General features: G+C 28.2%; 13 protein-coding genes. 8 read left to right on the top strand and 5 right to left on the bottom strand.

From position 1 onward, the window contains the following. Window positions 1–114 precede the first annotated feature (114 nt). The 3 genes from dnaA (at window position 115) to ABJG40_RS05215 (ending at window position 2,786) form a co-directional block, all read left to right on the top strand. Window positions 115–1,542 carry a chromosomal replication initiator protein DnaA gene (gene dnaA, locus ABJG40_RS05205; RefSeq protein WP_348023514.1) on the top strand — a complete coding sequence of 476 codons (1,428 nt, stop codon included), beginning with the start codon at window positions 115–117 and terminating at the stop codon, window positions 1,540–1,542. 88 nt (window positions 1,543–1,630) lie between these two features. Next, window positions 1,631–2,080 (top strand): low molecular weight protein-tyrosine-phosphatase, encoded by a 450-nt coding sequence (locus ABJG40_RS05210; protein ID WP_348023515.1) that lies wholly within the window; start codon window positions 1,631–1,633, stop codon window positions 2,078–2,080. Between the two features lies 1 nt (window position 2,081). Next, window positions 2,082–2,786, top strand: a complete 705-nt coding sequence (locus tag ABJG40_RS05215) for an SAM-dependent methyltransferase (protein WP_348023516.1) — start codon at window positions 2,082–2,084, stop codon at window positions 2,784–2,786. On the opposite strand, the gene ABJG40_RS05220 is transcribed toward ABJG40_RS05215, so the two are convergent. The 5 genes from ABJG40_RS05220 to dapF form a co-directional block, all read right to left on the bottom strand. Further along, window positions 2,787–3,308 carry a peptidoglycan-binding protein LysM gene (locus ABJG40_RS05220; RefSeq protein ID WP_348023526.1) on the bottom strand — a complete coding sequence of 174 codons (522 nt, stop codon included), beginning with the start codon at window positions 3,306–3,308 and terminating at the stop codon, window positions 2,787–2,789. It abuts the gene before it with no gap. A gap of 135 nt (window positions 3,309–3,443) precedes the next feature. After that, entirely contained in the window at window positions 3,444–4,340 is an 897-nt protein-coding gene (locus tag ABJG40_RS05225) for a DUF2279 domain-containing protein (RefSeq protein ID WP_348023517.1), read from the bottom strand. Further along, a complete protein-coding gene (gene mltG / locus ABJG40_RS05230; protein WP_348023518.1) occupies window positions 4,340–5,368 on the bottom strand; it encodes an endolytic transglycosylase MltG in 1,029 nt (342 codons plus the stop codon). Before mltG ends, ABJG40_RS05225 begins: the two co-directional genes overlap by 1 nt. A gap of 26 nt (window positions 5,369–5,394) precedes the next feature. Next, the gene (locus tag ABJG40_RS05235; RefSeq protein WP_348023519.1) at window positions 5,395–5,919 is read right to left on the bottom strand and encodes a GNAT family N-acetyltransferase; all 525 of its coding nucleotides are present in this window, start codon (window positions 5,917–5,919) and stop codon (window positions 5,395–5,397) included. Then, complete coding sequence (gene dapF / locus ABJG40_RS05240) at window positions 5,919–6,689, bottom strand: diaminopimelate epimerase (RefSeq protein ID WP_348023520.1); 771 nt, start codon at window positions 6,687–6,689, stop codon at window positions 5,919–5,921. The genes ABJG40_RS05235 and dapF overlap by 1 nt, the downstream gene beginning before the upstream one ends. A 129-nt stretch (window positions 6,690–6,818) precedes the next feature. Here dapF and ABJG40_RS05245 point away from each other — a divergent pair, with 129 nt between their 5' ends. The 5 genes from ABJG40_RS05245 to ABJG40_RS05265 all read left to right on the top strand — a co-directional run bounded on the left by ABJG40_RS05245 (window position 6,819) and on the right by ABJG40_RS05265 (window position 13,455). After that, entirely contained in the window at window positions 6,819–8,204 is a 1,386-nt protein-coding gene (locus ABJG40_RS05245; RefSeq protein ID WP_348023521.1) for a trypsin-like peptidase domain-containing protein, read from the top strand. A 138-nt stretch (window positions 8,205–8,342) separates the two neighbouring features. Then, window positions 8,343–9,785: a glyceraldehyde-3-phosphate dehydrogenase gene (locus ABJG40_RS05250; RefSeq protein WP_348023522.1), complete on the top strand. Its 1,443-nt coding sequence runs from the start codon at window positions 8,343–8,345 to the stop codon at window positions 9,783–9,785. A 327-nt stretch (window positions 9,786–10,112) separates the two neighbouring features. Continuing rightward, window positions 10,113–10,676: a hypothetical protein gene (locus tag ABJG40_RS05255; RefSeq protein ID WP_348023523.1), complete on the top strand. Its 564-nt coding sequence runs from the start codon at window positions 10,113–10,115 to the stop codon at window positions 10,674–10,676. Between the two features lie 7 nt (window positions 10,677–10,683). After that, window positions 10,684–12,681 (top strand): NAD-dependent DNA ligase LigA, encoded by a 1,998-nt coding sequence (gene ligA / locus ABJG40_RS05260; RefSeq protein ID WP_348023524.1) that lies wholly within the window; start codon window positions 10,684–10,686, stop codon window positions 12,679–12,681. 66 nt (window positions 12,682–12,747) lie between these two features. Beyond that, window positions 12,748–13,455 carry a DUF4294 domain-containing protein gene (locus ABJG40_RS05265; protein WP_348023525.1) on the top strand — a complete coding sequence of 236 codons (708 nt, stop codon included), beginning with the start codon at window positions 12,748–12,750 and terminating at the stop codon, window positions 13,453–13,455. Window positions 13,456–13,591 lie beyond the last annotated feature (136 nt).

The raw sequence follows: 13,591 nt of genomic DNA on the forward strand, positions 1-13,591 counted from the left end.
CAAATTCATTTTTTTATACTGTTTTTTATTCACACTTTTGTAATGCTTAAGAAAAAGAGGGATAATATCCGTTTTTAATCAATTATTAACCAAAAATAAATTTACTTTAATTAAATGACTGTAACTGCTGACTCAGTTTGGAATGAATGTTTGACCTTTATAAAGGACAACATCAAACCACAAGCTTATAAAACATGGTTTGAGCCAATAAAGCCAGTAAAACTTTCAGGAGAAGCATTAACAATTCAAGTGCCAAGTAAATTTTTTTATGAATGGTTAGAAGAACACTATATTAAATTATTACGTGTTGCATTAGTAAGACAATTAGGCAATGATGCTAAATTGATTTACGATGTTAAAATGGAAAACAATTATAGCAGTAACAGACCTCAAATTGTTAAAATTCCTAGTTCTAACAGAGATCCATTAAAAGCTCAAAAAGTTACAATTCCTTTAGAGTCTAGCAAAAGAGAATTAAGAAATCCGTTTGTAATTCCAGGATTACAAAAAGTTAAAATTGAGTCTCAACTAAATCCTAATTATAGTTTTGTAAACTTTGTAGAAGGAGACTCTAATAGATTAGCAAGATCTGCAGGTATGGCAGTTGCAAATAAACCTGGAGGAACTTCTTTTAATCCATTATTAGTTTATGGTGGAGTAGGTTTAGGAAAAACTCATTTAGCACACGCAATAGGTGTTGATATTAAAGATAAATATCCAGATAAAACTGTGTTGTATATTTCTTCAGAGAAATTTACACAACAATTTATAGATTCTGTAAAGTCTAATACAAGAAACGATTTTATTCATTTCTATCAAATGATAGATGTATTAATCATTGATGATGTGCAATTCTTGTCTGGTAAAGCAGGTACACAAGATGTATTCTTCCATATTTTTAACCATTTACATCAAAATGGAAAGCAGGTAATTTTAACTTCAGATAAAGCTCCTGTAGATATGCAAGATATAGAACAACGTTTGTTGTCTCGTTTTAAATGGGGATTATCTGCAGAATTACAAGCTCCAGATTACGAAACTAGAATTTCTATTTTACAAAATAAATTGTATAGAGATGGTGTAGAAATGCCAGAAGAAATTGTAGAATATATTGCTAAGAATATAAAATCGAATGTTAGAGAATTAGAAGGAGTTATCATTTCTATGATTGCACAAGCTTCTTTTAACAGAAGAGAATTTTCAATAGAATTAGCAAAACAGATTGTAGATAAGTTTGTAAAAAATACGAAGAAAGAAGTTTCTATAGATTACATTCAGAAAGAAGTATCAAAATATTTTGATATGGATGTTGCAACATTACAATCTAAAACACGTAAACGTCATATTGTACAAGCAAGACAGTTAGCTATGTTTTTTGCTAAAAGATTAACAAAGACTTCTTTAGCAAGTATAGGTAATCAAATAGGGCAAAGAGATCATGCAACGGTATTACACGCCTGTAAAACTGTAGACAATTTAACAGAAACTGACAAACAGTTTAGAAAGTACGTAGACGATTTAACTAAAAAGCTAACTTTTTAGAAATCAATATTTTCAAAAAACTTATTGAATTTACTTACTTAAACTTTTTAAGAGAAAAATAGTTTCTTATTTTTAACAAAATTATTTTATGAAAAAAGTATTAATGGTCTGTTTAGGAAACATTTGTAGGTCTCCTTTAGCAGAAGGTATTTTACAATCTAAAGTAGATGCAAATACTGTTTCTGTAGATTCTGCAGGTACAGCAGCATATCATGTTGGTAACAAACCCGATGAAAGATCTATAGCTGTTGCTAAAAAATATGGTTTGAATATAAAAAATCAAAGAGCTAGAAAGTTTGTAGTTAAAGATTTTGATGAGTTTGATATTATTTATGCTATGGATGAAAATAATTATCAAAATATATTGATGCTTGCAAGAAATGAAGAAGATGAGCAGAAAGTAAAAATGATTTTAAATGAATCAAATCCTAATAAAAATTTAAGTGTTCCAGATCCATATTATGGAGGAAATCAAGGATTTGAAAATGTGTATAAAATGTTAGATGAAGCTTGTAATTTCATCACTAAAAAAATATAAAATGATTGGTAAACTCTATTTAATTCCTACTACTTTGGGTGAAACAGAACCTTTAGAAGTAATGCCTTTATCTGTAAAAAAAGTAGTTGAAGAGATAGATTATTATATTGTTGAAAATGAAAAATCGGCAAGAAGGTTTATAAAAAAAATATCGCCAAAAAAATCGCAACCATCTTTACAATTGATGTTGTTAGACAAATATGCAGAAGAAATGGAAACCATAAAATATTTAGACGTTTGTAAAGATGGTATAAATGTTGGTTTGTTGTCTGAAGCTGGTGTACCTGCAGTTGCAGATCCTGGTGCTAGTATTGTAAAGCTTGCACACGAAAATAATATTAGAGTAATTCCTTTAGTAGGACCTAGCTCTATTTTAATGGCAATGATGAGTTCTGGTATGAATGGACAAAACTTTGCTTTTAATGGATATTTACCAATTGATAAATCAGAAAGAAAAAAAACGATAAAAGAGTTAGAGCGTTTGTCTAAAGATAAAAATCAATCTCAAATATTTATAGAAACGCCTTATCGAAATGAAAAAATGTTTGCAGATTTAAAAGCTACATTGACTCCTACTACAAATTTATGTATTGCAGCAGATATTACTTTGCCAACAGAATACATAAAAACAATGATGGTAAAAGATTGGAAACATCAAACACCAGATTTACATAAAAAACCAGCTATTTTTATTATTCACAAATAATTAAATTGTAGCAAATCTATTTGCGTTAATATTGGTAACATTGTATCCACCAAATTTTATTAAGTAAGATTGAATAGTTGCTCCGTAAGCATCAGAAAAACGTTCATTTCCATTACTTCTTAAGAATTTTTTTACGTTTCCTGCTCCACTTAAATGAGCAGCAGCTAAAATTCCTGATTCTGTAATTTTAATTCCGTTTATAGTTTTTCCAACAGAACGTTTAATGTCTTTTCTTAAAATCCATTTGTTTACTTTACATAAAGCAATAAAAGCTTTTTCTTGTAACTCAGGGTTGTTTAAAAACTCTTTCGAGTCATAAATTTTAAATCGATGTAAAGTGGTTTTACCAAATTGGTATTTTCCTAAATAGCCTAAAGAATTAACAACAGTATATTTTCCTTGAGATTCTTTAAAAGCTAATGCTTCCTTAAAACCTACAAAGTCTTTTTGTAAATACGGAATATTGTAATCGATAAATTCTGGGTAAGTAACCTTGTTATAAATATCTATTTTATTATCAATAGTAGTTGCATTGATAAATCCTAAAAATACGATACTTAAAAATAAAAACTTTTTGATAAAGTAAATCTTTCTGTTTTGCGGTGCAAAATTATAGTTAATTTTTAAATATACTGATTACCAATATGTTAAAATTTGTTAGAAATACAGATAATGAAATTTAATTTGACCTTTGGTATTAAATTCTAGGGTTGGTGCAGGTATTTTTATGAAATTTACAACAGAAAAGACAGATTTTAAGAATTCTGAATTTGTTTTAATTTTAGTCAAATCTAGGTCTAAACTTAAGTAGAATTGTCTGTAAGGTACTTGTGTTATTGAGTTTGTAGTATTTGTGTTTCCGTAAAGCATACCTTCAGCTCCATAACCTAATGCAATATTTAACCATTTAGGAAACTTGCTTTTTTTATTAAAAGACCAAATATTTGCAGAAAGCCAATAAGTTTGGCCATTATAATCTTTTAATGCTTGTTGTAAAAAGTTTTCACCAAGAGTATTAGGTCTTTGTTTTGCAAATTCTGTTTGATGAAAAGAGTATTTTAAAGTAATACGTTGTTCTTTCCAAAGTAATTCTTGCCCAATTAATAAACTAGATCCTGCAGCATTTGCAAGAACATCTCCAGGTGAAGCACCCCATTCTTCAGAAAAACCGTCTAAAATTTCTACAGCAGTTAAAAAAGCAAAACCATAAGTTGCACCGTAAATTAATTGATTTTTCTTAGAAACTCCTGCCCAATCTAAAACTTCCATACCAACTTTACCAACATAATAAGAAGTCATAAAATGACCAGCTTTATCCATTTGTTTCCAATCATTATTATCATTTTTAAAATGAAAACCAGAACGTGGATAATCTTTATACCAAAGTTGGTTTAATGCAAATAATGCGCCTCCTGTCATTACACTTTCTGTAATAATAATCGAATTTCTTCTTTTCTTATTTAAAGTGTCAGATTTTTTATAAAATGATGAGGTTTGCGTAAAAGCAGATAAAGAAATTAGTGTAATAATAAAAAGTAAATACTTTCTAATCATTATCTGTTAATTCTCTGGTTATTCATCCATTGATGATATTTTGCTGCGTTTCTATTGTGTTGAGAAAGTGTTCTTGCAAAAGCATGGTATCCTAATTTTTCTACATTTGCACACATATAAAAATAATTATGTTTTTGTGCATTTAAAACTCCATCAATAGCAGAAATATCTGGCATAGCAATTAGCGTAGGAGGTAGCCCTCTATTTTTATATGTATTGTATGGAGAGTTAATTTCTAAATCTGCAGTAAGAACTCTCTTAACAACAAAATTTTGTCCTTTTTTTTCTTTAATACAATATATTATTGTTGGGTCTGCTTGTAAGGGCCAACCTTTTTTTAATCTATTTAAGTATAAACCAGCCACAACTGGTCTTTCAACTTTTTTTGCAGTTTCTTTTTGTACAATAGAGGCTAAAGTAATTACTTCTTCTTTGCTAAGATTTAATTCTTTGGCTTTTTTTAACCTACTTTCGTTCCAAAATCGATTATATTCTTTAAAGATTTTGTTTCTAAATTTATCTGCAGAAGTGTTCCAATAAAATTGGTAACTATTAGGAATAAAAATTTGTAATACAGATTTTTCTGTTAAGTTGTTTTTAGCTAAAAAGTCTTTGTCTTTAAAAGAATTTAAAAGGGAAATAGAATCTGTTTCTAATTGTTCAGCAATTCTGCCTGCTAACTTTTCTAAAGTATCTTGATTGTTGAACGATAATTTAATTGGAGTTTGATTACCAACTCTTAGCATATTTACAATGTCATTATTAGACATTCCTGCTTTTAATATATATTTTCCTGCTTTAGGTTTAGAGAATTTTTTCTTAGCAGCAACTAAAAGAAATGTGTTGGTATAATTAGAAAAAGCTTCGATATTGTTTTTAATATCTATTAAACTATCTGTAGATTTTACAAAAAGAACACTATCTTCTGCAACTGCTTCTCCAAATATTTTTTGATAATAATTATTTGCTATAATTCCTACAATTAAAAGAATGGTTGCAATAACTGCATATATAAATTTTTTACTCAAGGTATTTTTTTTTTAGAATTGCAAAATTACTCTTTTATCAGTTGAAATAAAATTTCATCTTTATATTTTCCTTCGGATAAAATCCAATCTTTTTTTACACCAACTTTTTTAAATAGATGTTTGTTAAAAAGAGTTATACTTTTTGTATTATCTTCTGTAATATTTGCAAATAGTTGATGTAAATTTAAGTGCGAAAAAGCATATTTAATCAAAATATCTAAAGATTCTGAAGCAAAACCGTTTTTTTGAAAATTTGGATGAATTAAAATACCAACTCCAGCTCTTTTGTGTGTTGGATTAAAATCAAACAAATCAATCATTCCTATTTGTTTTTTGCTTGATTTTTCTTCTATTACTAAACGTAATTGTTTTGCTTCAAAAATATCTAAATGAGCGTTTTCTAAATATTGTTTTAAAATGTATTTAGAAAATGGAGTTTGTGTATGGCTAATTTCCCAAAAAGATTCATTGTTTTCTATTTGATATAGAAAATCTAAATCTTCTGGTTCTAAAGCACGTAGTTTTATATTTTCTCCTTTTAGGTTTATCATTAAATAGTAATATTCCCTTTAAAAACAAAAGTAGCTGGTCCTTTTAAAAAGACATTAGTGTAAGTGCCATTTTTTTCTGTAAAAGAAACGTTTAAATTACCTCCTTCTACAGGTAAATTAATTAAATTACTATTTGTTTTTTTAGTAATATGCATTGCTATAGCAACAGCTGTAACTCCTGTTCCGCAAGCTAATGTTTCGTTTTCTACACCTTTTTCATAAGTTCTAACTCTAAAAGTAGTATTGTTAATTTGTTCAACAAAATTTACATTACTACCAGGGTCTGAATACGAATATCTTATTTCTTTTCCTTTTTCAAAAACAGGAAAATTATCTAAATTAACTACCATTTCTACATGATGTTGTGTGCCTGTGTATGCAAAAACAGAGTTTTCTTGAATTTTAATTTCATTTACATCTATCATTTTTAATGAAACAATTCCGCTTTCAATATCTGCAAAATGATCACCATCAAAAGCTATAAAGTGAGTTTTAGAATCTATGATGTTTAAATGTTTAGCAAATGCAACAGCACATCTTCCACCATTTCCGCAGAAAGTCTGACTTCCATCTGCATTAAAGTAAATCATTTTAAAATCGTAATCAGCATCATTTTCAATTAAAATTACGCCATCAGCACCAACACCAAAATTTCTATCACAAAGTTTAGAAATAATAGCAACGTTTTCTTTTGGAAATTTTTTGGTTCTGTTATCTACCATAACAAAATCGTTTCCTGTTCCTTGATATTTATAAAAGTCTAAATTCATTAATACAAATATAACGATTATATGGGTAAAAATAGATTGTTAAAAACCGGTTAAAATCAGTTAAAACCGAGTTAAACCGATTTTTTAAAAATGTTAAAATTGTATATTTGTGATATAAAAATGAAAAACATGAAAAAATATTTAGGTTTATTAGGAGTAGCAATTTTAGGTGGGGCTATAACATTGGGCGGATATAAAATGATGTTTAATGAAGAAGTAATTGTAGAAAGAACAGTTACACAACCTATAAAAACAGTAACTGCAAATTATAATCCTGTATTAGATAAAATAAATGCGGTTGCAAATTCTGTAGACTTATCTGTAGCTGCAGAAAATACAGTAAATTCTGTTGTTCACGTAAAAAATACTGCTGTAAGAACACAGTTAAGTCCTGCAGATATTTTTTTTGGAAACAGAAATAAAGGCAGAAAATACGAACAAGTTGGTACCGGAAGTGGTGTGATTATTTCGCAAGATGGTTATATAGTTACAAATAATCATGTAATTTCTGGAGCAACAGAAATTGAAATTACTTTAAATAACAAACAAAAATACAAAGCAGAATTAATTGGTACAGATAAAGATAATGATATTGCTTTATTAAAAATCGATTCAGATATAGACTTACCATATATTCCATTTGCTAATTCAGATGCAATAAAAATTGGAGAATGGGTGTTAGCAGTTGGTAACCCATATAATTTAACATCTACTGTTACAGCAGGAATTGTAAGTGCAAAGGGTAGAGATTTAGAAGGGAATAGAAATATTGAATCTTTTATACAAACAGATGCAGCAGTAAATCCTGGAAATAGTGGAGGAGCATTAGTAAATACACGTGGAGAATTAGTAGGAATTAATACTGCTATTTCTTCTAAAACAGGTTCTTTTGTTGGGTACTCTTTTGCAGTACCATCTAACATTACAAAAAAAATTATTGATGACTTATTAGAATTTGGTTCTGTACAAGAAGCAATATTAGGCATAAATATAGACCAAAAGGAAGATATTGATGGTGTTAAAATAGGTGCAGTAAGCAACGGTAGTGGTGCAGATAAATCTGGATTAAAAGAAGGAGACGTTATTAAGAAAGTTAATAATGTAAAAATTTCTAAATATTCTGAATTAAGAGGGCAATTAACTGCTAAAAGACCAGGAGAATTTGTTGATATTACTGTTGATAGAGATGGAGAGTTTATTACTAAAAGTGTTAAGTTAAGCAAAAAAGATTCTTACTTTTCTAGAAGTTTAAATGTTATGTTAAAAGACTTAACAAAAAAAGAATTAAAAAAATACAAGCTTACAAGGGGGGCTAAAATTTCTCAAAACGGAAATAAAAATTTAGATTATTATGGTGTAAAAGAAGGTTATATCATAACAGAAATTAATAAAAAACCTGTATTAAATGCCAGTGCAGCAGTTAAAGCTATAGAAGAGTCATATGGTAAAGGCAACACAATTTATATAGAAGTAATTAATTTAGAAGGAGAAAGAGAGCGTTACGCTTTTAGATAGTCTATAAAAAATTTTATGTTTAAAAAATCCTGATAATTTATCAGGATTTTTTTTATTTACGAAAATTATACGAAATCGATTTCGTAAATTCAAAAAAAGAAAATACTTTTGCATAAATTTTAAATTTAGTTACAGACTATGTCAACAATCTTAAATTACGAAAAAGAAGTTTTATTACAAGCTAGAAATAGAAGAGCTACTGTAGAATTTATGACTATTGTTAATGATTTATGGTATGATAAATCTATAGAATTAGTTCTTTTTAGAAATACTTTAGTAGACAAAAGATCAAGTGAAGTTTTAAATTTAATTAACTATGCAAAAGAGTTTGTTAGTAAACCAATTGCTATAGAAGATGCTTTAGATATTGCAAAGGCAATTCAAAAAATAGACTTACCCTCATCAAAATTAGATATCGGTAAATTAGTGTATGAGTGTTATTTAAGTCCTAAAAAAGGAGCAAATAAAATAGAGTTTGTAAAAGAGAAATTAAAAGAAGCTACAGAATCAAAAACCATACAACCCAAAGATGTTGTTTTGTACGGTTTTGGTAGAATTGGTCGTTTATTAGCAAGAGAATTAATGTCTAAAATGGGTAAAGGATCTCAGTTAAGATTAAGAGCAATAGTTACTCGTGGAGAAATTAATGAAACTGTTTTAGAAAAAAGAGCATCTCTTTTAAGTGTTGATTCTGTTCATGGAGATTTTTTAGGAACTGTACAAACTGATGTTGATAATAATGCACTAATTATTAACGGAACAACAGTGCATATGGTTTCTGCTAAAAAACCAGAAGATATAGACTATACAAAATTCGGAATTAAAGACGCATTAATTATAGATAATACAGGTGCTTTTCGAGATGATGTTGCTTTATCTAGGCACTTAAAAGCCAAAGGAACAAGTAAAGTTTTATTAACCGCCCCTGGAAAAGGAATTCCTAATATTGTTCATGGAGTAAATCATAAACAGTATAACCCAGATAATATTAATATTTTTTCTGCAGCTTCTTGTACTACAAATGCAATTACACCAATTTTAAAAGTTTTAGAAGATAATTTCGGAATTAAAAAAGGACATTTAGAAACCATTCATGCATATACTAATGATCAAAATTTGGTAGACAATATGCATAGCAAACATAGAAGAGGTAGAGCTGCAGCTTTAAATATGGTAATTACAGAAACAGGTGCAGGTGCAGCAGTTTCTAAAGCAATACCAGCATTAAAAGGTAAATTAACGTCTAATGCAATAAGAGTTCCAGTACCTAATGGTTCATTAGCAATTTTAAACTTACAGTTAGGCACAAAAGTAACTAAAGAAAGAGTAAATTCAATCATAAAAAAATATGCAATAGAAGGAGAGTTAGTAGAGCAAATTAAATACTCCCTAGATAATGAATTAGTATCTTCAGACATTATAGGTTCTACAGCTCCATCAATTTTCGATAGCAAATCAACAATAACAGATTTAGAAACAATCGTTATTTATGTGTGGTATGATAATGAATATGGATATTCTCACCAAGTTATGCGTTTAGCAAAACACATTGCAAAAGTTAGAAGATTCACCTATTATTAAAATAATATTTCCCCAGTTTGTTATGTAAAAGATAAACTCGAGTCAGATCTCTGACTCGGGTTTTGTTTTTTTAGAAGCTATTTCCTGCTTTCACTACTCGCTTTTTTTTATGCTGAATTTATTTCAACATTTGTAAATACTTTATAGTGGTCTCATTATTTATATAAGATACTGAAACACGTTAAGTATAAAAAAAAGAGCTCAAACAAACCGTTCAATCAGGGCTAAACTTGTTTGTTATTTTTTTATAAGTTTTAAAGATTATCAGATTTTTTATGATTTAAGTTTCTTTGTTTTTACTATTTTTATAAAAAAAATAAAACACAAATGAAAATACTATTTTCTCTTATTTTATTACTTTCAATTAATATTATGCAAGCACAAGAATTACCGTATTACGAAATTGAAGAATCACCTAAAAACTATACAGCAGGTTCAGTTGCAAGTAGAATGGTAGACGGATTAGGATTTAGATATTATTGGTCAACAGAAGGTTTAACAGAAAAAGATTTAGTATTTCAACCAACAAAAAAAGCAAGAACCACACAAGAAACAATAGAACATATTTATGATTTAAGTAAGACTTTGTTAAAGTATATAAAAACAAAATTAGAGCAAAGTAAAAAAGAAGAAACAATGTCTGTTATTGAAATGAGAGCGCAAACCTTATATAATTTAAAAGCAATTAGTAATCGATTAAAAGCAAGTAAAGATATCTCTGAATTTGATAGAAAGAAAGAGGGGAAAGTAACGGTTCCTTTTTACTATTTAATAAATGGTCCAATTGCAGATGCAATTTGGCATACAGGTCAACTAGCTTCGTTTAGAAGGTCTTCTGGTAATCCAATCAATTCAAAAATAAATCACTTTTCAGGAACGGTAAGAAAGTAATTTTTAAATGACAATTCAACAAAAAATACAATCACTTAGAAATCAATTAAATCAACACAATCATAATTATTACGTGTTAGATAATGCAACAATTTCAGATTTCGATTTTGATATCAAATTAAAAGAGTTAGAAAAATTAGAAAAAGAAAATCCAACTTTTTTCGATGCAAATTCACCAACACAAAGAGTAGGAGGTACTATCACCAAAAATTTCGAAACTGTAACACATAAAAACAGAATGTATTCTTTAGATAATTCATATTCTAAAGAAGATTTGTTAGATTGGGAAAAAAGAATTCAAAAAGTTTTAGGTACTACAGATTTAGAATATACATGCGAGCTAAAATACGATGGAGCTTCTATTAACTTAACCTATGAAAATGGCGAATTTAAAAAGGCTGTTACAAGAGGAGATGGTTTTCAAGGAGATCAAGTAACAAATAATATTAGAACAATAAAATCAATTCCTTTAAACATAAAACAAGATTTTGTTTCAGATTTCGAAATGAGAGGAGAAATCATTTTACCAATAGATGGTTTTAATAAAATGAATGAAGAGCGTTTTGCAAACGGAGAAGAAGAATATAGAAATCCAAGAAATACAGCAAGCGGAAGTTTAAAATTGCAAGACAGTGCAGAAGTTGCAAAACGACCTTTAGATTGTTTATTATATCAAGTTGTAACTTCAGAAAGAAAATATAAAACTCATTTCGAAAGTTTAGAAAATGCTAGAAAAGTAGGTTTTAAAATTCCAAAAACAATTACTTTAGTAAAATCAATAGAAGAGGTTTTTCAATTTGTAAATCATTGGGATGTAAAACGTCATGATTTGCCTTACGAAACAGACGGAATTGTAATAAAAGTAAACAACCTTCAGCAACAAGAAGAATTAGGATATACATCAAAAGCACCAAGATGGGCAATTGCATATAAGTTTAAAGCAGAACAAGTTTCAACAGTTCTAAATCAAATTACGTATCAAGTTGGTAGAACAGGGGCAATTACACCAGTAGCAAATTTAGCACCAGTAGAGTTAGCAGGCACAACTGTAAAAAGAGCATCATTACATAATGCAGATCAAATAGAAAAACTAGACATTAGAGTAGGAGATACTGTTTTTGTAGAAAAAGGTGGAGAAATTATTCCAAAAATTATTGCAGTAGATTTTACAAAAAGACCAGCAGACTCACAACCAACAATATACGCAACACATTGTCCAGAATGTAATACACCTTTAATAAGAACAGAAGGAGATGCAAAACATTATTGCCCAAATGAATTTGGTTGTGCACCTCAAATTACAGGAAGAATTCAACATTTCATTTCTAGAAAAGCAATGGATATTGATGGTTTAGGAGGAGAAACTGTAGAATTATTACGAAAAGAAGGTTTAATTCAGAATTATGCAGATTTATACGATTTAAAAATAGAACAAATAATTCCTTTAGAAAGAATGGCAGAAAAATCTGCACAAAACATGATTTCAGGAATAGAAAAGTCTAAAGAAATTCCGTTCGAAAAAGTGCTTTTTGCACTCGGAATTCGTTTTGTAGGAGAAACAGTAGCAAAAAAATTAGCAAAACATTTTAAATCCATAGATAATTTAATGGCTGCAGATTTAGAAACTTTAATTTCTGTAGATGAAATAGGAGATAGAATTGCAGAAAGTATTATTGATTTTTCAAACAATTTAGGAAACATTCAATTAATTAATCGCTTAAAAGATGCTGGAGTAAAATTAGAGGTTTCTGCAGAAAGTTTAAAAAATCAAACAGAGTTGTTAAAAGGACAAATATTTGTAGTTTCTGGTGTTTTTCATCAGATGTCTAGAAATGAATTAAAAAAAGCAATAGAAGATAATGGAGGTAAAGTTAGTTCTTCTATATCAAAAAAAACAAACTTTATTGTTGCTGGTGATAATATGGGGCCTTCTAAGTTAGCTAAAGCAGAAACTTTAGAAATCAAAATTATTTCAGAGCAAGATTTTATAGATAAAATTAGTTAAAAACCACTTTGGTTTCTTATTTGTATTAATGATAATAAATTGAAAAAACGATTATACATATATATAATGTTTATAACATTAGTATCTTTTTCTCAAATTAAAGAAAAAGATACTTTACCTATTAATATAGATGATTATGTTTTTGTAAAACCTGGAGATACATTAATAGTTAATCTAAATGAATTTTCATTGTTGCCAAAACACAAATTTAAATCTAAAAATGACATTCGTTATTACCTCTGGTTTCGAAGAAAAGTATTTAAAGCTTATCCTTATGCACAATTAGCATCTCAAAGATTAGATTCTTTAAATGCAAGATTAGAAAAAATAAAATCTAAAAGAAAGAGAAAAAAATACACAAAATTAATTCAAACATATATAGAAGGGGAATTTACAGATCAAATTAAAAAGATGACCAATACAGAAGGTCGTGTTTTAATAAAGCTAATTCATCGTCAAACAGGTAAAACTGCATTTCAAAATATTAAGGTTTTAAGAAGTGGTTGGAAAGCCTTTTGGTATAATACAACTGCAAATGTTTTTAAACTTTCATTAAAAACAGAATATCATCCAGAATTAGAGAACGAAGATTTTTTAATTGAAGACATTTTACAAAGAGCTTTTCAAGACGATAAATTAAAACCTCAAAAAACTAAATTGATTTTTGACTTCGCTAAAATTATTTCAGAAAACAAATCAAATGTAAATGTAGAAGAGTACAAAATAATGTTTGCAAAAATTAGAAAGAAGAAAAAGAATAAAAAGAAGAATTAATATTTTTCGAGTGTTCCCTTTTTTTATTGCAATTTTTTTTTGAATGTTTCATTGTGTATGTAGTTACAGAACCTGAAAGGGTTTTGTTTTTTTTAAAAAAAGGTCAGGCTTTCTGCGATATCTTTTTATTTATCTT

It is taken from the genome of Polaribacter sp. (genome assembly GCF_039939415.1).
Taxonomy (GTDB): domain Bacteria; phylum Bacteroidota; class Bacteroidia; order Flavobacteriales; family Flavobacteriaceae; genus Polaribacter.